The 21,792-nt window shown below is 45.3% G+C and carries 18 protein-coding genes and 1 pseudogene; 11 read left to right on the forward strand and 8 right to left on the reverse strand.

Going from position 1 to position 21,792, the window contains the following annotated elements; all coding sequences use genetic code 11:
• A pseudogene (locus tag AB4585_RS02145) lies at positions 1-237 on the forward strand (NTP pyrophosphohydrolase); the annotation flags it as partial.
• A gap of 168 nt (positions 238-405) precedes the next feature.
• On the opposite strand, the gene rplY reads toward AB4585_RS02145, so the two are convergent.
• Entirely contained in the window at positions 406-684 is a 279-nt protein-coding gene (rplY, locus tag AB4585_RS02150; RefSeq protein WP_017060373.1) for a 50S ribosomal protein L25, read from the reverse strand.
• Positions 685-1,051: 367 nt separating this feature from the next.
• Between rplY and AB4585_RS02155 the strand changes: the two genes are divergently transcribed.
• Entirely contained in the window at positions 1,052-1,780 is a 729-nt protein-coding gene (locus AB4585_RS02155; RefSeq protein ID WP_017079049.1) for a glycosyltransferase, read from the forward strand.
• Positions 1,781-1,794: 14 nt separating this feature from the next.
• Entirely contained in the window at positions 1,795-3,102 is a 1,308-nt protein-coding gene (locus AB4585_RS02160; RefSeq protein ID WP_017070602.1) for an LssY C-terminal domain-containing protein, read from the forward strand.
• Between the two features lie 77 nt (positions 3,103-3,179).
• On the opposite strand, the gene AB4585_RS02165 is transcribed toward AB4585_RS02160, so the two are convergent.
• From AB4585_RS02165 to AB4585_RS02180, 4 genes are all read right to left on the reverse strand, one after another.
• Positions 3,180-4,526, reverse strand: coding sequence for an ATP-binding protein (locus AB4585_RS02165; RefSeq protein WP_372169284.1), 1,347 nt, complete (start codon positions 4,524-4,526; stop codon positions 3,180-3,182).
• 104 nt (positions 4,527-4,630) lie between these two features.
• The gene (locus AB4585_RS02170; RefSeq protein ID WP_004734666.1) at positions 4,631-5,290 is read right to left on the reverse strand and encodes a response regulator transcription factor; all 660 of its coding nucleotides are present in this window, start codon (positions 5,288-5,290) and stop codon (positions 4,631-4,633) included.
• 81 nt (positions 5,291-5,371) lie between these two features.
• Positions 5,372-5,770 carry a PepSY domain-containing protein gene (locus tag AB4585_RS02175; protein ID WP_004734667.1) on the reverse strand — a complete coding sequence of 133 codons (399 nt, stop codon included), beginning with the start codon at positions 5,768-5,770 and terminating at the stop codon, positions 5,372-5,374.
• A 104-nt stretch (positions 5,771-5,874) separates the two neighbouring features.
• The gene (locus tag AB4585_RS02180; RefSeq protein ID WP_372169285.1) at positions 5,875-7,617 is read right to left on the reverse strand and encodes a DEAD/DEAH box helicase; all 1,743 of its coding nucleotides are present in this window, start codon (positions 7,615-7,617) and stop codon (positions 5,875-5,877) included.
• A gap of 97 nt (positions 7,618-7,714) precedes the next feature.
• On the opposite strand from AB4585_RS02180, the gene rsuA reads away from it, so the two are divergent.
• The 3 genes from rsuA (at position 7,715) to AB4585_RS02195 (ending at position 10,487) form a co-directional block, all read left to right on the forward strand.
• Entirely contained in the window at positions 7,715-8,410 is a 696-nt protein-coding gene (gene rsuA, locus AB4585_RS02185; protein WP_017060380.1) for a 16S rRNA pseudouridine(516) synthase RsuA, read from the forward strand.
• Between the two features lie 200 nt (positions 8,411-8,610).
• On the forward strand, positions 8,611-9,828 hold the full coding sequence (locus AB4585_RS02190; RefSeq protein WP_017060381.1) for a Bcr/CflA family multidrug efflux MFS transporter: 1,218 nt from the start codon (positions 8,611-8,613) through the stop codon (positions 9,826-9,828).
• Entirely contained in the window at positions 9,828-10,487 is a 660-nt protein-coding gene (locus AB4585_RS02195; RefSeq protein ID WP_017060382.1) for a DUF2913 family protein, read from the forward strand. The genes AB4585_RS02190 and AB4585_RS02195 overlap by 1 nt, the downstream gene beginning before the upstream one ends.
• Before the next feature lie 125 nt (positions 10,488-10,612).
• On the opposite strand, the gene AB4585_RS02200 is transcribed toward AB4585_RS02195, so the two are convergent.
• Positions 10,613-12,043: a DUF2867 domain-containing protein gene (locus tag AB4585_RS02200; RefSeq protein WP_372169286.1), complete on the reverse strand. Its 1,431-nt coding sequence runs from the start codon at positions 12,041-12,043 to the stop codon at positions 10,613-10,615.
• A gap of 98 nt (positions 12,044-12,141) precedes the next feature.
• Between AB4585_RS02200 and AB4585_RS02205 the strand changes: the two genes are divergently transcribed.
• From AB4585_RS02205 to nhaA, 5 genes are all read left to right on the forward strand, one after another.
• Positions 12,142-13,515: an MATE family efflux transporter gene (locus AB4585_RS02205; RefSeq protein WP_372169287.1), complete on the forward strand. Its 1,374-nt coding sequence runs from the start codon at positions 12,142-12,144 to the stop codon at positions 13,513-13,515.
• A gap of 122 nt (positions 13,516-13,637) precedes the next feature.
• A complete protein-coding gene (locus AB4585_RS02210) occupies positions 13,638-14,309 on the forward strand; it encodes an ABC transporter ATP-binding protein (RefSeq protein ID WP_017060385.1) in 672 nt (223 codons plus the stop codon).
• Positions 14,290-16,743, forward strand: coding sequence for an ABC transporter permease (locus tag AB4585_RS02215; protein WP_137001714.1), 2,454 nt, complete (start codon positions 14,290-14,292; stop codon positions 16,741-16,743). Before AB4585_RS02210 ends, AB4585_RS02215 begins: the two co-directional genes overlap by 20 nt.
• Positions 16,733-17,881 (forward strand): lipocalin-like domain-containing protein, encoded by a 1,149-nt coding sequence (locus AB4585_RS02220; RefSeq protein WP_017068753.1) that lies wholly within the window; start codon positions 16,733-16,735, stop codon positions 17,879-17,881. Before AB4585_RS02215 ends, AB4585_RS02220 begins: the two co-directional genes overlap by 11 nt.
• 275 nt (positions 17,882-18,156) lie before the next feature.
• The gene (nhaA, locus tag AB4585_RS02225; RefSeq protein WP_010441484.1) at positions 18,157-19,323 is read left to right on the forward strand and encodes a Na+/H+ antiporter NhaA; all 1,167 of its coding nucleotides are present in this window, start codon (positions 18,157-18,159) and stop codon (positions 19,321-19,323) included.
• A 275-nt stretch (positions 19,324-19,598) separates the two neighbouring features.
• Here nhaA and AB4585_RS02230 read toward each other — a convergent pair whose 3' ends face one another.
• Together AB4585_RS02230 and AB4585_RS02235 are read right to left on the reverse strand one after the other, a co-directional pair.
• Positions 19,599-20,210, reverse strand: a complete 612-nt coding sequence (locus tag AB4585_RS02230; RefSeq protein WP_136978082.1) for an OmpA family protein — start codon at positions 20,208-20,210, stop codon at positions 19,599-19,601.
• Positions 20,210-21,517, reverse strand: a complete 1,308-nt coding sequence (locus AB4585_RS02235; protein WP_372169288.1) for a TolC family outer membrane protein — start codon at positions 21,515-21,517, stop codon at positions 20,210-20,212. The genes AB4585_RS02230 and AB4585_RS02235 overlap by 1 nt, the downstream gene beginning before the upstream one ends.
• Positions 21,518-21,792 lie beyond the last annotated feature (275 nt).

The raw sequence follows: 21,792 nt of genomic DNA on the forward strand, positions 1-21,792 counted from the left end.
ATTTTCCGGATTGGTATTAATGTTGTTCCGATTGATTACCAATACTTGTGTTCGCTTTACCATCCTACGAAGGAACTTCAGTTGATTCATTATTTTATCGTGAGTGACTGGAAAGGAGGTATCACCGTTCAAGAGACTGATGATGTTAAGTGGTATTCACTAGGTTCAGCTCCTGTTGGTATAGCAGCCGATGGTATTGCTTTGAAAGAAGTAGAGCGCGTGGGTAGGTATCTTTAGTTTGGATTCGATAAGATGTTTTGGACGTTTTTTGAGGGCTCAAAAACGGTGAAACCCCGATGTTGGTAGCATCGGGGTTTCGAATTTCTAGATTTCTCGACTGGTAAGATCGATTATCTTTTCTATGCAGAAGGCTGGATTAATCCAATCTTATTCCTTGGTAGGGAATTAGATGCGGATGAAGTCCATGTGCTCAACTTTTGGCTTGAACGCGTGACGTTGAACGTCTTGTGGCTTAACCTTAACTTCTGCGCCGTCAATCAGTAGAGTGATTGCTTCGTAGAATTCAGGCTTGTCCATTTGGTTGATCACGTCAGCGTGAACAAGTTCGATAGCTACAGCTTCAGCTTCGCCACCGTAGATTACAGCTGGGAATTTACCAGCGTGACGTAGGCGGCGGCTCGCACCTTTACCTAGTTCAGTACGTACTACTGCTTCAAATTTCATAGTTTTACTCTCAAATTAGTAAAAATTAACTTCACACCTCAATGCGACCTTGAGTGTGTGGTAATGCTTAAACATAAAAGTTCATGCTTAAGCGAGCGCGGATACTAACATCACATTCCAATATGAGCAAGTCAGAAGCCCATCTCAAAGTGAATTTCCTTCGATAATGGGTTCGTTTGGAGATAAAACGTTCGCTAACGCTTGTTTAGCGCATTTTACTCCCTTTTACATCGCAATCCTTATCTATTTATATCACTGCTAAATCATCAAGTTAATGAACGGAAAATGAATGTTTGCCTAAGACTTGGTTAAGTCTTAGTTCGTTAATCTTAGTGTCAATTAAACAGCAGAATGAATAGGTGAAAATATGGAACCGGTAAGCATTGTCGTAATTACGCTAAACGAAGAGAAACGCATTAGCCGCTTAATGGAAGAGTTGAGCGTGCAAACCCACCAAGAGTTTGAAGTGATTGTTGTCGACTCGAACAGTGAAGATAACACCAGAGAAGTGGCGCAAGCTTATGAAAACGCGTTGCCAAAATTAACGGTGCATCACATGGAAAACCGTGGTGTGAGCCTTGGCCGAAACACGGGTGCTTCATTGGCGCAATACAACCGAATCCTTTTCTTAGATGCTGACGTGAGCTTGCCTCGAAACTTCCTTGCGAAAGCGCTTTATGAACTAGAAGAGAAGAAGCTTGAAGTGGCGGGTGTGTACATGAGCTCGAAAGGTTTGCCGCTTGTACACAAGTTTGGTTACGGGCTATTTAACGCAGGCTTGTTTACTACTCAGTTCTTTTTCCCGACGGCGATTGGCGCATGTATTTTCTCGACTAAACGGGCGCATGATGAGATCGGCGGTTTTGATGAAGAGATCGTCCTGTGTGAAGATTGTGACTACGTAAAACGTGCGAGCAAAACATGGCGATTTAGATTCCTAAATATGACTTTTGGTTTTGACCCACGTCGCTTAGACCAAGATGGCGTTGTGAAGACAGGCTCTACTTATCTTAAAGCCAATGTAAGACGCTTCTTTAAAGGAGAAATGCGTAATAACGAGATGAACTACAAGTTTGGTCACTACAAAGAACAGTAAGCGTTGAGGTTGTTATGTTTGATGGACTAGGGTTGTTTCTGGGAGCATTGGGTGATGCTCTCATTGGCCCAAACCTATTTGTACCGGGAGAGCCGTTCTTTATCGCAGCGGGCTTTCAACTGTATTCAGGTGCATGGATGGCGTTGGTTTTGGTGATGCTAGGTGGTTTGCTTGGTGATCAACTCAGTTATTTCATTGGTTATAAATACGGTGTTAAGGTGCAACGAAGGCTCATTAAGTTTCGCCCTAAAACCAAAAGATTAATTGCGCGCTGCCGCTATCTGGTTGCTCGCAAAGGCACATACATCATTCTTTTTGCTCGTTTATTAGGGCCTATCGCTTGGGTTGTGCCATTTATAGCTGGCTCGCATCGTGTACCGTGGCGTAATTTTAGTGTGTTGGCGTTTATCGGTTTGGCCCTTGGTGGAGGGCAGTTCATTGCTTGGGGCATGTTACTGGCGCACGGCGTTGAAAACTTCCCGTGGCTTAATAGCCTTAAGATATTTATCTCGGAGCATAATAGCTTGATCGTTGGTGTGTTCGCGGTATTAGTCTTCACCATTATCGGTTACCGAATGAAGTGGCGATGCTTAGTACTTAAGTCTAGTGCGCTGTTGTTGGCGTGGGTATTGTTTGCGAACTACGCTCACTTTTTCTGGAAAGCGGATGACTTTCAGAATCAACCAGAGACGGCTCAAATAAACAAAGTCGACTGGAACTCGGTTACCTATAAAGCGTTCCCCGGTAAATCTTCGTTCTACTCGGCGCAAGCGATCAACGTAATTTATGTTGGAGCAACCCCAAGAGACTTAATGAAGCAATTAGGCTGGATAGAGAATCAAACCTTCTCTCGAAATGAGATTGAATGGGTTGGTTATCTCGCATTGCTTAGAGAAAAAACGCCGCCAGTGTCTGATTTATATTGGCGAGACAAGCCGCAAGATATGGCTTTTCAATTGCCGGGTAACCTGATGAAGCGCAGCCATATTCGTTGGTGGCGTGCAGGTGTTGATATTAAAACTAACCAGCCTCAGTGGTTAGGCGCAATTAGCTATGATGATGGCCTTAAAGTCACGCCTTACTCAGGCATTGTGACCGTACTTCATAACATTGACCCTAATGTTGATGAAGAGCGAGATCGGCTTGCTAATCAGATACGAACGTTACTACCAGACATCGAGTTAGACAAGTACCCATTAGCAACGGTGGAAGTGATCAATGACGATCATGACTATTACACTGATGGCCGGGTATTAACGATTGGAGCAACGACCCTTAGTGATAATTCACAAACTTTGGATGTTGCTGTGAACGATATATAGAGTTGTATATAAGGTCGATAGAATTAAGCCCTAGCATTACGTTAGGGCTTATTGTGTTTAACTTTTACTTAGCTTGTTCAGCCTTTACTTACTTTAAGCACCAGAGAAGCTTTTAAGCCGCCCATTGAGCTCTTGCTGAGCGTTAGGCTGCCTCGGTAACTGTGTGCCATTTCATTTACGATATTAAGCCCTAAGCCTGTTCCTGGTGTGGTTTCATCAAGTCGGACGCCACGTTTGGTCACTTGCTCAAGCTTCTCTTCAGGAATGCCTTGGCCATCATCTTCAATCACCAACTCTATGTTGCCATCGTCGAGTTCATTTGCATGGACGCGAATAATGCTGCCCGCCCACTTGTAACTGTTCTCGAGTAGGTTGCCGACCATTTCATCAAGGTCGGTTTTTTCTACTGCCACTTCAATCTCAGAGTCTAGCTCGTTAATCATGGTGACTTCATTGGCAGCGTAGACTTTATCAAACGCCATTGAGATAGCTTCGACACGCTCACAAGGTGAAGACTTCACCGAAAGAATGTTCATTGCACCTGCCATACGAGCGCGGCCAAGGTGATAATCAATTTGGCTTTGAATCTGATGAATGGGCTGTTGCAGCAGTGCCTTGTCATCCTCTGGAAGTCGCTCTATCTCATTTTTTAGAACTGAAAGCGGTGTTTTCAACGCATGAGATAAGTTACCCGCGTGGTTACGAGCTCGTTCTAATAACTCTTGATAGTGAAAGAGCAGGGCATTGAGGTCAGAGACTAATGGAGAAACCTCTTTCGGGTAGTTATCGCTTAACCCTTGTTGCCCGCCGTTTCTTAGCATTACCAGTTCGCGTTGCATCTTGCTGAGCGGTAATAACGACCAACTGACTTGAATACCGATCAACATCAGCACGCCAACAAACAGCAACATTAGGATCAACCAGACTTGACCAGTAAGCTCTGTCAGTGTGGATTCTAATGGATCTTCATCAATACCAATGGTGATCGTGACAGGGTCGCTCAGTTCAGGCAGGTAGATATCTTGCTCGATGTAAATCAGCTTTTCTTTCTCTGGCCCTTTGACTGATGTGTGAATCGGTGAACGCTTGATGGTGAGGTCTTTATCCCATAGCGAGCGAGATCGAATGATCTGCTCTTGGGTAGCGGCGCGCCAATAAATACCACTGTAGGGCTGGTTGAACCTAGGATCAGACAGACGCTCTGCCATGATCAGGTTACCACTGTCATTGGTTTCGATATTGGCGGTTAACTCATCCATGGTTAAGCCAAGCTGCTGCTTCATGTCATCGACGAGGTAGTCGTTAACCAGTTTCGGAATCCCGACACCAGCCGCTAATATCATCGCACCTAGCCAAAAAGCCGCAGCAAGGAGCAAGCGGCTTTTTAAACTGATGTTTTTAAGTGTTCGTTTCTTTAGATTCATGCATTTCCAACCTGCCTTTGCTCATCGTAACTTATCGTATTGCGATGATCAGAACAGGCTGTCCACTTAATTAATGGTTGCTCTTGGCGTGATTGACGACTGAGCTATTCAGCATTCAGTTGGTAGCCAAGGCCACGAACGGTTTTGATGATTTTTGGTGCGATTTTCTTACGAATACGACCGATGAACACTTCAACCGTGTTTGAGTCTCGGTCGAAGTCTTGCTTGTAGATATGCTCAACTAACTCAGTGCGCGAGATAACCTTGTTTTGGTTATGCATGAAGTACGCGACAACTTTATATTCCAGCGCCGTGAGGCTAACTGCTTGACCTTGCCACAACACTTTAGAACTGCGTGTGTCTAGGCTTAGATCACCGATTTGAAGTATCGGAGCAGCACTGCCTGATGCTCGGCGCAGTTGAGCTCGGATACGGGCAATCAGCTCGACCATCTCAAATGGCTTAGTTAGGTAGTCATCAGCACCGGCGTTCAAGCCCTCAACACGTTGAGTTAGCGTGTCACGAGCACTTAAGATAATCACTGGCGTGTTGATGTTTTCGTCTCGAATGCCTTTTAATACCGTTAGGCCGTCAAGCTTAGGTAAACCTAAATCGAGGACAATCGCGTCCCATTCTTCTGACGTTGCACGGTAGAGTGCGTCGATACCGTCTTGAGAAAGTTCTGGAACCCAGTCGGCTCCCTCAAGGGTTTCTAGAATTTGTTGGCCCAAGCGAGGTTCGTCTTCAACGACTAAAATTTTCATAATTGTTCTTCTTAATTCTTGTAATGACTGTTCGTTGTGCTTAATTGCTCGTCGTGATTAATGTAAAGTTGCGGCTCTGAATTATTCGCCGTGTTTAATTGCGTCTTTAAAGTTTCGGCCTTTAATCATGAGCATCTCTAACGTCTCGGCGTTGTATTCGACTTTGATGATGTTGTTTTGGTAATTGATTTTTAGTTCATACACCCAAATGTCGTCATCTTCTTCTAGCTCTACTTTAATGATTCTGCCATGAAGATCGTTTTCAACGGCCGCATACATTTCTGAGAAAGGGCGAATATAGCCTTCGCGTACAGCTTCGTAGACTTCGTCTTGATCTTCTTCAAATTCGATACGGGTTCCCGCTTTATGGACATCTTGTACAAGATCATGACCGTTATGATCTGAGTCAGCCCACGCACTAGCGGCGACACATAAGCCTAAGCTTAAAGAAAACATAGAAATCATAACTTTACTAAACATAGCGAATCCTAGAGAAGGTTGATAGCGTTCAGTATAAAAAAGTAATTCTGAACAGAAAGTGAACCTGATGAATAATGAGATTTAGGTTCTCAAAAAATGAGATGTTAACGTTGCTGAAGCTCGTCTTCGAATATCTTGTCTCTCATTTTCCAAAAACGCCCGACTTTACGTGCAATCACGAATTGAGGTGGGCGGAATCTATGTTGGTGAGCAACCACTTTCGTTGGTGAGGCTTCCTCAAAAGGGCGGTGTCTGTCGGCAAGGTGAGGGCGAACAAACTGATCTTTAAAGTTCTGCTTCTGTTTCTTGGTGGTTAATGACCAAAATTCATGCACTTGCGCTTGGTTTTCGCCACGGTAAGTGACTTTAAGTTGCGACTTACCTTTGTCGTCCTTGAGAACGTTAAGATCCATCTCTAAACACTCAAACACCAACGCATCTTTTAGGTTTAACGCTTCCTTAAGCTTTTTATCTGGGTCGACCAAGGTGGCATCACACTCATGACAAATGCGCGCAGCAATGTCATTATCAGCACCACATTCACCGCAATATTTCGCTCGGAAGCGATAATTACAGTGCTCGCGCTCGCCCGTGTCTTCATCGGTAAAGTAGCCTTGGCATTTGCGCCCAAAGTGCTCAAGCAAGAAGCCATTGCTGTCTAGCTTGCCCCAGAAGTTATTGTTGAAGCCGCATGCTGGGCAGGGGATGGTGATGATTTCACTGTCTGAGTCGGGTTTAGGATCGCCCACTTCAGGTTGGTAAAGATCGTAACTGTTGCCAGCATAGTCGAGCACCAAACACTCTTTTTTACCCGGAGATAGGCGTAAGCCTCGGCCAACGATTTGTTGATACAAACTGATGGATTCTGTCGGCCGTAAAATCGCGATTAAATCGACGTGTGGCGCATCAAAGCCTGTGGTTAATACCGACACGTTAACCAAGAACTTGATTTTACGTTCTTTGAAGTCGCTGATTATTTGGTCACGCTCGAGCGTCGGTGTGTCACCAATCACAATTGAAGCTTCACCTGCTGGCAATAAGCCGAGGATCTCTTGCGCGTGTCGAACGGTCGCAGCGAATACCATGATGCCTAGCTTGTCTTGGGCTAGATGAATAATCTGTTCGACAATCTGCGGAGTCGCTCGTTTCGATTGCTCGATAACCATGTCGAGTTCAGCTTCTTTGTAGCGACCAGTGCTCGCGGGCTTTAACTGCGAAAAGTCATAGCTCAACACGGGTGCATCAATCATGCGTGCAGGAGTTAAGAAACCTTCATCGAGCAGGTAACGAATCGGCAGCTCAAAGATACAGTCGCGGAAGAAACGTGGCTCATCTGAACGCACTTGACCGCGAGTGTGGTATTGATAAATCCAACCCATCCCAAGACGATATGGGGTCGCTGTTAATCCAAGCACCTTGATGCCCGAATTATTCTCGTGTAAGTGAGTGATGACTTTCTGATAACTACTGGTCTTTTCATCGGGAACACGGTGGCATTCGTCGATAACCAACAGCGAAAATTGGTTAGAGAATGAATCGAGATTTCGCACCACAGATTGCACCGAAGCAAACACGACTTGTTGGTCGGTCTCTTTGCGTCCTAAACCCGCAGAGAAAATCGAGCCTTTCAGCCCGTAACCTTCATACTTTTCATGGTTCTGTTCAACCAACTCTTTTACGTGAGCAAGCACCAACACTCGACCTTTCGCAAGCCTTGCTAACTCTGCAATCACAAGGCTTTTTCCTGCACCTGTCGGAAGCACGAGTACTGCCGGAGTTTGGTGTTTTCTGAAGTAATGAATCACTGATTTTACAGAATCAGCTTGGTACGGGCGGAGTGTATACATATCGCGTCTTGTAAGAAGGAAAACAAATAGTGTGAAATAGCTCAACTAATTGAGCAAAGGTGACTATAATACCCGACTTAGATTAGTTGAGGTATTCATGCGTTTAGATAAATTTCTGTGCGATGCATTAGGCGTCACTCGAAGAGAAGCAACACACTTATTAAAATCCAAGGCAGTGACAGTAAATGATGTCATTCAAAAAAGCGGCTCACTCAAGGTAACTGAAGAGTGCGTTGTGGAATGGCAAGGCAATGAACTGAATGTTCACGGCCCACGTTACATCATGCTTTATAAGCCAGAAGGCTTTGTTTGTTCGCATGAAGATGGCGCAAATCGTATCGCGTTTGAATTACTTGATGAAATCAAAATGGACAAGCTGCACTTTGCTGGTCGTCTAGATATTGATACAACAGGTCTTGTGTTGATTACAGACGATGGTAAGTGGTCTCACCGTATCACTTCGCCAAAGCACAAGTGCGAGAAGACGTACCGTGTGTGGTTGGTTGAACCTGTTGAAGACGATTACGTTGAAAAATTCAAAGAGGGCATCCAGCTTAAGAGCGAAGATGGCCTAACACTTCCTGCACACCTAGAAGTTCGTGCAGAGCGTGAAGTGCTGCTAACGATTCACGAAGGCAAATACCACCAAGTTAAACGTATGTTTGCTGCTCTTGGTAACAAGGTAGAAGCACTACACCGTGAACGTATTGGCGAAATTGAGATGGACGAATCTTTAGAGTTAGGTGAATACCGTTACCTAACGCAAGAAGAAGTCGATTCAATCTGGAAGTAGTCCTTAGCTAGAAGTTGCTCTTAACAAGAAATTGTTCTTAACAAGAGACCACTTTTGCTGGAAATAGCCCTTTCGTTGTAAAGCCGACCATGGATAGCGTCGGCTGATGATGTTGACTGGTACTAGGAAAGTCTCAGCCAATCTTTGACTCGCGTACTCACGCTAGTCCCTAGCTCTATCAGTTGAACATTCGGAGAACCATGCAAACATCGACCTCACAGAGCCAAAGCTCCCAACTAGAAACACCTCAATTAGGCTTAGTGCTGTTTTTGATTCTAGGTGCGATTGGTGCACTTACTCCGCTAGCCATTGATATGTATCTGCCAGCGATGCCGACCATTGCTAAAGATCTTGGTGTGACGGCGGGTGAGGTACAAATCACGCTAACAGCCTATACCGCAGGTTTCGCGCTGGGGCAGTTGCTGCATGGCCCGTTGGCGGATAGCTATGGTCGCAAGCCTGTACTGCTTATTGGTGTGTTCTTGTTTGCTATCGCTTCTATGGTGAGTGCGACAACTCATGGCATTGAAGCGCTGACTTACATCCGTACCGCTCAAGGTTTTGCTGGTGCTGCGGCGGCCGTTATCATCCAAGCGGTGGTAAGAGATATGTTCGATCGTGAAGATTTCGCAAGAACCATGTCTTTCGTTACTTTGGTGATGACAGTTGCGCCATTGGTTGCTCCGATGATTGGCGGTTACTTAGCGTTGTGGTTCGGTTGGCGTTCAATTTTCTGGGTTCTGGCTATTTTTGCGGTGATCGTGATTCTGGCGGTATCGATGAAGATCCCAGAAACGCTTCCTGCAGAAAACCGACAACCATTGCGCTTTAAAACAACGATTCGTAACTATGCTCGACTGTGTAAGAACCCAACGGCGATGGGCCTGATTTTCTCTGGTGCATTCTCATTTTCAGGGATGTTTGCGTTCTTAACGGCAGGTTCATTCGTTTACATCGATATCTATGGCGTTCGCCCTGATCTGTTTGGCTACCTGTTCGGCTTGAATATTGTTGCTATGATCTTGATGACGAGCATCAACGGTCGAATCGTTAAGAAAGTGGGCTCTCACGCTATGCTCAGAGTCGGTTTAACCATTCAACTGTTTGCGGGCTTAGGTCTGTTAGTCGGTTGGATGTTAGATATCGGTTTGTGGGGTATTGTGCCATTCGTGATGCTGTTTATCGGCACACTGTCTACCATTGGTAGTAACTCAATGGCACTGCTTTTAAGCGGATACCCGAATATGGCCGGCACAGCTTCTTCGCTTGCAGGCACATTAAGATTTGGTACTGGTTCTGTAGTGGGGGCAATTGTTGCTATGCTACCAAGTGACACTGCAGGGCCAATGGCTATGATGATGGCAGCATGTGCAATACTGTCAGCATTACTATATTGGACATTAGGAAAGAAGGCATAATGTCAAAATACTATATTGAAATTCAGAAGTTAGTGAACGATGCGCTGGGCGAGCTGTATGCTCTGCATAAGTCTGGTAAAGCGATCGACGCACCTATCGCGAACAACCTTTATCTTGTTCGTTGGGTAACAAAAGCGATTAAATCTCAAGCTTATGATCGCGTGATTGTGCCTGACTTAGTTCGCTGGCAGAAACAGGGTCGCTCAAAAGGCAACAACTCTGATTTAACTTTTACCTTTAAACGTATTTCTGCGTTTTACGGACGTTTTTTCCCTGAAGGCGAAGAGCCTAAAACGCTAAAAGACAGTGATGTTGAAGCGTTCATGGACAAAATGTACGAGATGGGTTGGAGCGTATCGAGTGAAGACGAGCTAACGACTGGCGGCAAGATTCAATTCTTCACCGATGGCGAGCACTCTTTTGCTTTATGCGGTAAACAGTGTGACGACTCTTTCGACGGGGAGTTGATGGTTAAGCCAATGAACTGGTTTGTTCGTGGCAACCATGCTGAGTTCATCCAAGCGGCGATGGAAGCGGGCTTCATGCTTCACAAAGTAACGGACTATAAGTCTGCGGTGAAGTATCACGGTGAATACATCGTTTACCCTGCTAACCAAGGCAACCAACTGGCTGAGATCCCAATTAGCGTTATCGGCTAATAGCGGATTCGAGATGAGAGATACGAAGAGCGGAATTATCCGCTCTTTTTTTGCCTCTCATAGCGCGTGTCGCTAATTTGCTTTTAGTCTTTTCGCATCTCGTCACTCGAATCCCGCATCTGCTTTTAATCCTGTTCTTTAGCCTGCTTCTCAATTGCCTTTACCATGCCTTTAAAGATAAACAGGTGGGCTGGCATCATCGCAAACCAATACAGTAATCCTAGAAAGCCCTTTGGATGCCACCAAGCTGAGATATTCAGTTCACGAGCTTCTCCGTGGTCAGATACGGTAATTTCCAGCCGACCTAAACCAGGGCCTTTCATTCCGAAAAGCAGAGATAAGAACTGATTCTCTTCGCAACGGATCACTTTCCACGAGTCGATTTTTTCACCCACTTTTAAGTTTGGGCCTTCAGGCATTTGTCGAACCGGTATACCGCCACCAAACAGAACATCTAGCCATTCTCGTGTGCGCCATAAAGCGTTAGCAAAGAAGTAACCTTGCTTGGGGCTTCCGATTTGCTGAGCAACATGCCAAAGCGATTCCAATGAAGCGCTTGAGGTGATACTTGCGCCTGTTTTCTTCGGGTAATAGCCATACCCAGCTTGCCAGCGTTTGAATGCGGTTTTATCAAAGCCCCATACATTGCTTTTGACAAAGTTTCCTTCAGCGTGAATGGCTTGTTCAACCATATTTTCGAACGAGATAAGCTTCTGAGGGTACTTTTCTCTAATGATGGTCGAACTGGCGATGAAGTCGTGCTTTAAGCCTGCAAGTAGTGCTCTACCTATGTTAGACGGTACAGAAGTCACCACGCCTAACCAATATGAAGCAATCTTTGGTGTCAGTAGCGATGTCGCCCACAGCCTGAGTGGACGATCGGCGGTTTTGGCAATATGAGCAAATTGGTTTCGGTAAGAGACAATATCCGGCCCGCCAACCTCAAAGGTTTGGCTTTCGCTAGGCGTGTCTTGTGCGAGTTTTAGTAAATAGTGGTTCAGGTTCTGCAAAGCAATCGGGTTGGCTTTAGAGTCAACCCATTTTGGCGCAATCATAATCGGCAAGTTGTACACGAAATCTCGCATGATCTCGAATGCCGCAGATCCTGGGCCAATGATCACGCCAGCTTGAAGTTCGGTAACGGGTACAGGCCCTTTACGAAGCAATTCGCCGGTTTTCTTTCTCGCTTGAAGGTGCTCTGAATCACCAGTCTGAGGCTGTAAAGAACTCAGGTAGATGACGTGTTGATTCTTTGGCCCAAGAGCAGAAACAAAGTTACGGGCTAAGTTCAGCTCATAATCGATAAAGTCGTGGCCTTCCGCCATGCCATGGACGAGGAAGAAGATAAGATCAAAGTCGGGGACTAAGGCTTCTGTCGCAGCTTGATCGGCCAGATCAAGATACTCAAGCGATAAGTTGTCGTGAGGCTCGGTCCGTGCCTTTAAATAGTCGATATGCCTTGCTGCTGCCGTGACTTGATAGCCTTGCTCAAGCAGGAGAGGGAGGAGTTGCGAACCAACATATCCAGAAGCGCCTAAAACCAGTACTTTCTTCATTGTTACTCCATTTATATCTGTGGTTAAAAACCGAACATTGATATAATAGCGCGATATTTATCTTTATTCATCAATACGTTCCGTTTAGGTCTTTCTCTATGTTGCTCTCTTCAATTATTCATCACACACGAGGTGATTTTGTTCGCAGGCTTATTGCTATTGCACTGCCTATCACCTTGCAGAGCATTATGTTTTCAAGCCGAGGCTTGGTGGATGTATTGATGTTGGGCCAACTTGGCGAAGCAGACATTGCAGCGGTGGGGGTCGCGAGCCGAGCAATGTTCGTGACGACCATTATGCTGGTGGGTGTTACCACGGGTGGTGCTCTTCTTACTGCTCAATATTGGGGCGCGGGTAACAGACAAGGTGTCAGAGAAAGTACCGCACTGACGTGGCTGGTTTCGACACTGTTTGCTTTACTGACCATTGCATTTTTCGTTTCATTTCCTGCACAAATCATGGGCGTGACAACTGACTCTGAAGAGGTCATCCACCTAGGCGTTGAATACATCGTAATTACGTCATTTAGCATGCTAGCGGTATCGTGTGTCAGCAGTATGGCTGTGGGTTTGAGAGCGATGCACAAACCCGGGCTAAGTACATTTTTCAGCGGTATCGGCATCCTGTCTAACGTGTTCTTAAACTGGGTGCTGATCTTCGGTAACTTAGGCTTTCCTGCGCTTGGAATCAAAGGTGCGGCGATTGCGACGGTACTGAGTGGCGCGATTGAAGTCGCGACTTTGTTTGGTTATCTCTATTTCTCTAAGCATTTATTAGCATTTAAGTTTTGCGATATTAAAGCGGCAGCTTCGATTGATAAGGTGGTTCGCTTCTTGAATCTGTCTCTGCCGACCACGTTTAACTTCTTAGCATGGGCGGGTGGTTTGTTTGCTTACCACGCGATCATGGGGCAATCGGGCGTTCAAGGTCTGGCTGCGCTATCGGTCATGACGCCGGTTGAATCTATCTCATTGAGTTTATTGATTGGCCTTTCGAATGCGGCAGCTGTTTTGGTGGGTAATCAACTTGGTGCGAAAAACAATGAAGCGGTTTACTATCAAGCGCTTGGCTTAACAATTTTGTGTTTCTTAACTAGTATTGTTGTAGCCGTTTTTCTCTATTTCGTTCAAACGCCAATACTTAATGCCTTTAGCGCACTGACGGAAGAAACCAGAGCCCTCTCAGAGAAGTTCATTCTGATCCTCTGTGTGGGTATTGTCATTCGCTCGGTGCCATTGACTGTGATCGTTGGGGTGTTGAGAGCGGGTGGTGATGTGAAGTTCTGCCTCTATCAAGATTTGATTGCTCAGTGGGTGATCGGTATCCCATTGGCAGCCATCGCGGCTATCTATTTTAAGTTTCCACCTGAGTGGGTATATCTGCTTTTCCTAACGGAAGAAGTCCTCAAGTGGGGCGGGTCGCTCTATCGCATGAAAACAAGAAAATGGATTAAAAACTTGATAGGAAGTTGAAGTAGGGCGCACCAATCGCATCACTTTATCGTTGGCGTGTGATCTATCTTTCAAAATACTTCCTCCTAACAGGGAATTAGTGTAGATTCTCCTTCCAAATTCTAACTAATGCGAGCTGTTTAATGTTAAAGCTGTCAGACCTATGTAAAGGCTATGTCGATGGGGGGGAGTTTCACCCTGTTTTGCAAGGTGCTGAATTAACATTAAACCAAGGTGACCAGCTGGCATTAATGGGAGAAAGCGGTTCAGGTAAAAGTACTTTACTGAATCTTATCGCGGGCTTAGACCTAGCGGACTCAGGTGAAATCGCTTTTCCTCACTTCAATATGCACGACTCAACCGAGCGTGACCGCACCGCTTATCGCAGAAACAACATTGGCCATATTTTTCAGCAATTCAACTTACTGCCAACGTTAAATATTGCCGATAACATCCGTTTTTGCCGCCAGTTAAAAGGCTTACCTGAAGACAAAGGTCTCTGGAGACAGATTCTCTCTGCTTTAGATCTTATGCCTTTACTTGGCCGTTACCCTGAAGAAGCGTCTGGTGGCCAACAACAACGTGCGGCCATTGCGCGTGCGCTGTATATGGAACCAAAAATATTGCTGGCCGATGAGCCGACCGGTAGTTTAGATGAGCGTAATGCAGAAGCGGTAATGCGTTTGCTGACCTCTTTGGCTCGTCAATTAGAATGTACGTTGCTGTTGGTAACACACAGTGAAAAAGTAGCTCTGCATATGGATGGTAGGATCCGTCTACAAGGAGGGCAACTGCATGTTATGGCCCGTAGTTAAGGCACTACTCGGTCACTATCGACGTTACCCACTGCAGATTATTTTGGTATGGCTTGGTTTAACCCTCGGCGTATCACTTTTGGTTGGTGTTACTGCTATCAACCAACACGCCAAGCAAAGCTATGCGCATGGCGAAAAACTCTTTTCGAATCCTCTTCCTTACCGTATTCGACCAAAACACAACGCCAATAAAATCCCGCAAGGCTTTTATATCCAACTTCGCCGTGAAGGTTTTCAACAGTGTTCTCCTCTTGATCACCATCGTATCACTGATGAAAATGGCGCAAACTTCATGGTTGTCGGTATAGATCCTGTTTCTATGCTTCAGCTACAACCTGGTATAGCGTTAAAAGATCTCACCGCTTTGAACCTCATGAAGCCACCATATCCAATCCTTGTCAGTGATGATCTTGCTGAACACATGGAATGGCACAACGGTGATTACATCCCTTTGATGGATGGTTCTGAACTTGGTCCTGTGGTTGTTGATCAAAATAATATGATTAATGGTACAAGGTTGATTGCGGATATCTCCTTGCTCCGAATGCTTAAACGCAGTGCTGGGCTTTCAGTGATTGCTTGTTCAGACATGCCCACTGAGAAGTTTGAACGTCTTAAAAATATGTTACCTAATGGTTTGACGATCTCTCGTAGCTCTAAGGCAGAGCTTGAGTCGCTGACCAGTGCGTTCCACTTAAACCTAAAAGCGATGGGTATGCTGTCGTTTGTGGTTGGCTTGTTCATTTTCTATCAAGCAATGTCGCTTTCTTTTATTCAGCGTCAACCGTTAGTCGGGATTTTAAGACAAACGGGTGTGTCTGGTTGGCAACTGACTAAAGCGCTCTGTTTAGAGTTACTGCTATTGGTTTTACTGAGCTGGATCTGCGGCAATGTATTTGGCGTGATGCTAGCAAACCAATTGTTACCTGCCGTATCTTCAAGCTTGGGCGATTTATACGACGCTAACGTCGGCTTAACGATCGACTGGAATTGGCGTTGGAGTGGTTACAGCTTACTGATGGCATTGATTGGTGCTTTCTTAGCGTGTGCGTGGCCACTGGTTCGTTTACTTAAGTCTCAACCGATTCGTCTGTCTTCTCGTTTGTCTTTGATGCGTTTTGCGGGTACCGAGTTCACTTGGCAAGCGTTGATTGGCTGTGGCTTCTTGGTTGCTGCTGTTGCTGTGTATCAAGCCCCTCAGACTCAAGAAACGGGTTTTGCGATTATCGCGCTAATGCTGATCAGTGTGGCGCTATTTACCCCGTTTTTGATGTGGAAGTTATTTAACAGCCTCTCTTATTCGTTGCGCTGGGTTCGTGCTCGCTGGTTCTTTGCTGATGCAGCTTCCAGTATGAGCTACCGTGGCGTGGCGACGATGGCGTTTATGTTAGCCTTAACAGCCAATATTGGTGTAGAAACCATGGTCGGTAGCTTTAGAGATACCACTGATAAATGGCTAACACAGCGTTTGGCTGCCGATCTGTATATCTACCCAACCAACAATGCCGCTGCTCGTATGAGTAATTGGTTATCTGACCAACCTGAAGTGGATTCGGTTTGGTGGCGTTGGGAGAAAGATGTGGCGTCTCCAGTCGGTAGTATTCAGGTGGTCAGTACGGGACCTTCTGAAGGTGAGCTAGAAGCGCTGACGATCAAATTAGGTATTCCGAATTACTGGTATCACTTACATCACTCTAAAGGTGTGTTGATCAGTGAATCGATGTCTCTCAAGCTGGGGATTCGCCCTGGCGACTACATTGACCTCTATGACAGTCTCGGCTCTGGTTGGCAGGTTGTCGGTGTTTATTACGATTATGGTAACCCTTACCATCAAGTCATGATGTCGCATCGAAACTGGCTGTATGGGTTTGCAGGGCGGGGTAATGTCGGCCTTGGGGTAATACTCAAAGACGATGTGAATTCATTAGGGCTTCGCAGCCGATTAGAAAGCGTATTCAGGCTTGGCTCCGAGCGCGTTTTCGATAACAACAACATCCACAGTCAAGCGATGCGGGTGTTCGATAGGACGTTCGCGATTGCAGATACATTAGGTAACATCACCTTGGTTATCGCCGTCTTCGGTATTTTCTTTGCGACGGTTGCGGGAGAAGTGTCTCGCCAAAGGCATATTTCCTTGCAGCGCTGTTTGGGTGTCTCGGCGAAAGAACTGATCCTGACAGGTAGTTTGCAGTTGTTTGTGTTTGGGCTTATTTCCTCCTTAATTGCGATTCCGCTCGGATTAGCGCTAGCGAGCCTAATTGTTGATATCGTGATAAAGCAGTCTTTTGGGTGGTCACTTGAGTTACAAGTGATTCCTTGGGACTATTTACAGACATTTGCATGGGCCATGGCAGCATTGATGCTAGCTGGTGCTTTACCAGTGATGAGAATGATTCGGAACACTCCGATGAAGTCACTGAGGGATGCGCTTTAGTATGTTTTTACGGAATACTTCAACTAAGTTAAGACAACGAATTCTGTCTTCTCTGCTATTAATCAGTTTCTTCGGCATCTTTTTAAGTGTTTGGGGTTATTACTCCTATTTCATCGATCCTGGTGAAAAGGGCGTGAATGAAGTTAACTCAATATTGGTTAATGAACACTTCAATGTGTTCGAACCTGTTTTGCCAGACCGTAATGTTTCGCTACCACAAGATTTTAAGTTCCACCCAGAGTTTCAGCACGAGTGGTGGCATTACTTTGCATCTTTGAAAGGTGATGATGGTAAAGACTATTCGGTCCAGTGGAGCTTTTTCCGTATCGCAACGGACGAACGTGAAACACCAGGGTGGCAAAGCCCTCAAGTCTATATCTCAAATGTAGTGGTCTCTTCTAAGTCCAAAGTATGGAAAGAACAGCGCATGGCTCGTGGCGGCATTGGCCAAGCGGGAATGACTAATCGTCCATTCAGGCTTTGGATTGATAACTGGAACTGGCGTGCACTCGGCAACACCCCATTCCCAGGACGCCTTCAAGTGCAAACAGACACGTTTGGACTTGAACTCGACACCATTGCAAAAGGGCCCTATGTGCTCAACGGCGATAACGGTTATCAGAAAAAGCACGACTTATTACCTGTCGCGTCTTATAACTTCAGCGCTCCATTTTTATCGTTGAGTGGTGTGTTGAACCTAGACGGCGTTACCAAGGAAGTGGAAGGAACTGCGTGGGTACATAAAGAGTGGGGCAGTGGCTTACTTGGAGTGGGCCAACAAGGTTGGGATTGGTTTGTATTTAACCTCGATGACGGCACAGCGCTGAGCATTAACCGCTATCGTCATAACCAACAGTTGCCTTACATATTCGGGACATTAGCAACGCGCTCAGGCAAAGTTTACCAATTAACGGAATCCGACATTTCCATTCAACCATTGCAAAATACAACGTTGATGAATGGAAGACGGATGCCTTTGCAGTGGATCATTAACGTCCCTAAGCATGATATTAACCTCACAACGCGTATTATACGCAGGGATATGTGGCTTCCATTTGTCATACCATATTGGGAAGGGCCGATTAAGGCGAGCGGGAGTCATGAAGCGACAGGCTTTATGCAGTTAACCGGCTACTAAAAAACACCTAAGGCTATAATTTGATAGCCTTTTTTTATGCCTACGCCTTTTAGCGTCCCCCAATGAATTGTGCATACAGGTTCGATGATCTCATCTATACTTAATTCATGGTGCATAACAACATTATGGAATATACGACGTATTGTTTAGTATTTGTAGGAAAAACCGAAGTTAAACATCCGAAGAAGTGATTATCTATCGATTACGCTTGGATATAAACTCATGGTTATTCTTTGTTATTCGTTTATTTAAATAATAAATATAAGGGCGAAATCATGACCGACGTCATCCGTGACTTCTTTAAAATGGAATCTGCTGGCGGCATCATACTAGTCATCGCTGCGGCGATCGCAATGTTTGTAGCAAACTCACCACTGAACGAAATGTACCAAGGCGTATTGCATAGTTACGTTCTTGGTATGTCTGTGTCTCACTGGATTAACGATGGCTTAATGGCTGTCTTCTTCCTTCTAATCGGCTTAGAAGTTAAGCGCGAACTTTTAGAAGGCGCATTAAAGTCTAAAGAGACAGCAATCTTCCCAGCTATCGCAGCCGTTGGCGGTATGCTAGCTCCGGCACTTATTTACGTGCTATTTAACTCAAGTAACCCAGAAGCGCTTCAAGGTTGGGCTATCCCAGCGGCAACTGATATTGCATTCGCATTAGGTATCATGGCGCTTCTTGGTAACCGTGTACCGGTTAGCTTGAAGGTGTTCCTATTGGCTTTAGCAATTATCGATGACCTTGGCGTTGTTGTTATCATTGCACTGTTCTACTCAGGCGACCTATCAACGCTTGCGTTAACGGTTGGTTTCATCGCAACTGGTGTGCTGTTCATGCTAAACAACAAGCATGTAACTAAGCTGAGTGTGTATCTCATTGTTGGTGCAATTCTGTGGTTTGCAGTATTGAAGTCTGGTGTTCATGCAACGCTGGCTGGTGTAGTGATTGGTTTTGCTATCCCACTGAAAGGCAATAAAGGTGAACATTCTCCGCTGAAGCATCTAGAACATGCTCTGCACCCATACGTCGCTTTTGCAATCTTGCCAGTCTTTGCTTTTGCAAACGCAGGTATTTCATTGGAAGGTATCTCAATCTCAAGCCTAACAGGTATGCTACCGCTTGGTATCGCTATGGGTCTATTGATTGGTAAGCCTCTTGGTATCTTTGCATTCAGCTGGGGTGCGGTGAAATTGGGTGTTGCTAAGCTCCCTGAAGGTGTGAACTTTATGAACATCTTCGCAGTATCTGTCCTGTGTGGTATTGGTTTTACAATGTCTATCTTTATTTCATCACTAGCATTTGGCCCAACGAATGTAGAGTTTGACACACTAGCTCGACTAGGCATCCTGATGGGATCTACAACAGCTGCAATTCTAGGTTACTTCCTGCTAAGCGTTTCTTTACCGAAAACAGCAAAGCAACAAGAAGTAAAACTATAATCAGCGGTAGGCTCGTTTAACGGCGAGCCTATTCACTGATTAACAAGCTAACTTCTGAGTAGCAAGACGAGTCACAGAATCATCCTCCCCGATTCATGTGACAGCAAAGAACAAAAAAGCCGTGATAGGGTTTCCTATCTCGGCTTTATTGATCCTAACTGCTAGTATTTTTAGTTTGGTTAGTTATTGATGATCTAAAACTCCTAGATTCAACTCATTATTTTGATCGGCATGAATTGCGGATCGTTTTGGATGACCAGAGTGACAGTGTCATGTTATTTTTCTAGCGTGGTAAATATGGTCCACTCCTCGACGATCTGCTCATTCAGCCCGACAACCGTTGCTGTTACTCGACGGTTCAGTGCATGAGAAGTAGCATCGTTGCCATCGCTCTCTAAGCGGTTTTCACCGTAACCGACAACTCTTACTCGGCTCGGGTCTATACCATTCGACAATAATTCATCTTCAACGTGGTGAGCGCGCTTCTTTGATAACTCTAAGTTGTATTCACTCGCGCCGACTTTACTGGCGTAACCTTGAATTTCTATCGATGCACTTTGGTAGGTTTCTAAGAACTCAGCCATGGTAGTGATTTGATCTGAGAAGATAGGGTTAACTTCATAGGAGTCATTGGCGAAAAGGATGTTCAGCCGTCTGACTTCTTGCGAGCTAACCGTCTCTCCACAGCCTTCGTTGTCTACCAGAGACGACTCTGGTGTGCCAGGACAGGTGTCTCGTGCATTGACCACACCATCGTTATCATCGTCTTGCAGGTCAGAAATTTGCTCCGCTTCTGGCGTTTCTATGTAGGGCTCTTCATTTTGGCTAGAGCATGCACATAGCGTTATCGTTAATGCGGAAAGTAATAAATAAGGTCTCTTCATCATTAATACTCCACTGCCGTTGTCCACTCGTCTGGAATGTCGACCAGTAGAGCGTTCAATAGAGAGCCTGTCGCGTTCATTACACGGTATTTAGCGTACTGTTCAGAGTAATGCGCATCTAAGTAATCTTTGCGGGCTTCAAACAATTCGTTTTCAGTGTTAAGCAGATCAAGTAGCGTACGTTTGCCGATTCGATATTGTTTCTCATAAGCGATAACGGTTTCTGACGCCGAATCCACGTGATCAGACAAGAAGTTCTTTTGTTGTAACGTCAGATCCAATGCACTCCAAGAGAGGCGAAGGCCTTCTTCAACTTGTCGATAAGCACGATCTCTTAGATCTTTTGCTTTATTGAGTTGGTAAGCTGCAGCTTCTGAATTAGCACTATCGGTACCACCGTTGTAGAGGTTGTATCGCATTCTCAACATTGCCAAAGTCTCTTGGCTCGAACCTTCATCGCCTCCAGCATCATCTCGCCATGACTGAGATGCTTCAATAGAGAAGGTAGGGTAGTTCACGCCCTTTGATTGTTTGTATTGGAAGTGGGCTGAATCGACATCTGCGTTTGCAACTTTGATCACTGGGTGTTGGTCTAATGCATCGACAATGGCGTCCGTTAACGACAAAGGAATTTTAGAAATATCGGCTCTTGGGTAAATTAAGCCTAGGGGTTCTTGACCCACCACTCGTCTAAACTGGGTGTGGGTGTCGATCAAATTATTCTGTGCGGCCAACAGATTACCATGAGCCTTCGCAATCCTAGCTTCTACCTGCGATACATCAGCTGTCGAACCTATGCCTGAATTCGCTCGTTTCTTTATGTCTTTATAGATTTTCTTGTGTATTGAAAGATTACTTTCTGACAGTGCCAGCACTTCAGTGGCTTTCACTGCATCTAGATAGATTTGTGTTACCTCTAGCGCTTTGTCTTCGGCATCCGCGAGCAATTGCAAACGAACCGATTCTGCTTCTGCGGCAGTACGATCAATATCATTGAGAGTCGATGAACCATCCCACAGCAACTGAGTGAGGGAAATCGTCGCTTCCTTTCTTGTGAGATCGGTATCGGGGCCGTTATTTGGTGCAGGGTTTATGCCTTCGTAACCAATACCAGCATCCAGGTCGATACTAGGTCTATAAGCACCACCTGCGGCGTCATTTCGTTTCCGTACACTCACAAACTCATTAAAGATACTCTTTATCTCAGGATTGGTAGTCAAGGTAATGGCTACGGCCTGTTCTAAAGTTTGAGCAGAGAGTGGAGCTGCAATAACTAAGCAACACATAATAGGTAATTTCAACAGTCTCAAAGTAGGTCTCCTTCTACTTTTAAAAGCTCCCGCCGCTTCCCAACAAGCGTTTAACTACTTAATTGAAAAGGGTATTAAACGAAGCTTAGGACATCTGCAAGAAATTGCTAAGTTTGTTGGCTTTATTTCGAATGTAAGTCTCTATCCTTATTGATTAATTTACCAATAGTAGCAAGTGGCAAGCTTCGAATGGATGCACCGTAAATAGAGGAAACGTAGTATTAGGTTTGGACTCAGATAGGTAAACGTTGGCTAGTAGGTTGTTTGAAATACGA

It is taken from the genome of Vibrio sp. 10N.222.49.C9 (genome assembly GCF_041474985.1).
GTDB classification, from domain to species: domain Bacteria; phylum Pseudomonadota; class Gammaproteobacteria; order Enterobacterales; family Vibrionaceae; genus Vibrio; species Vibrio crassostreae_C.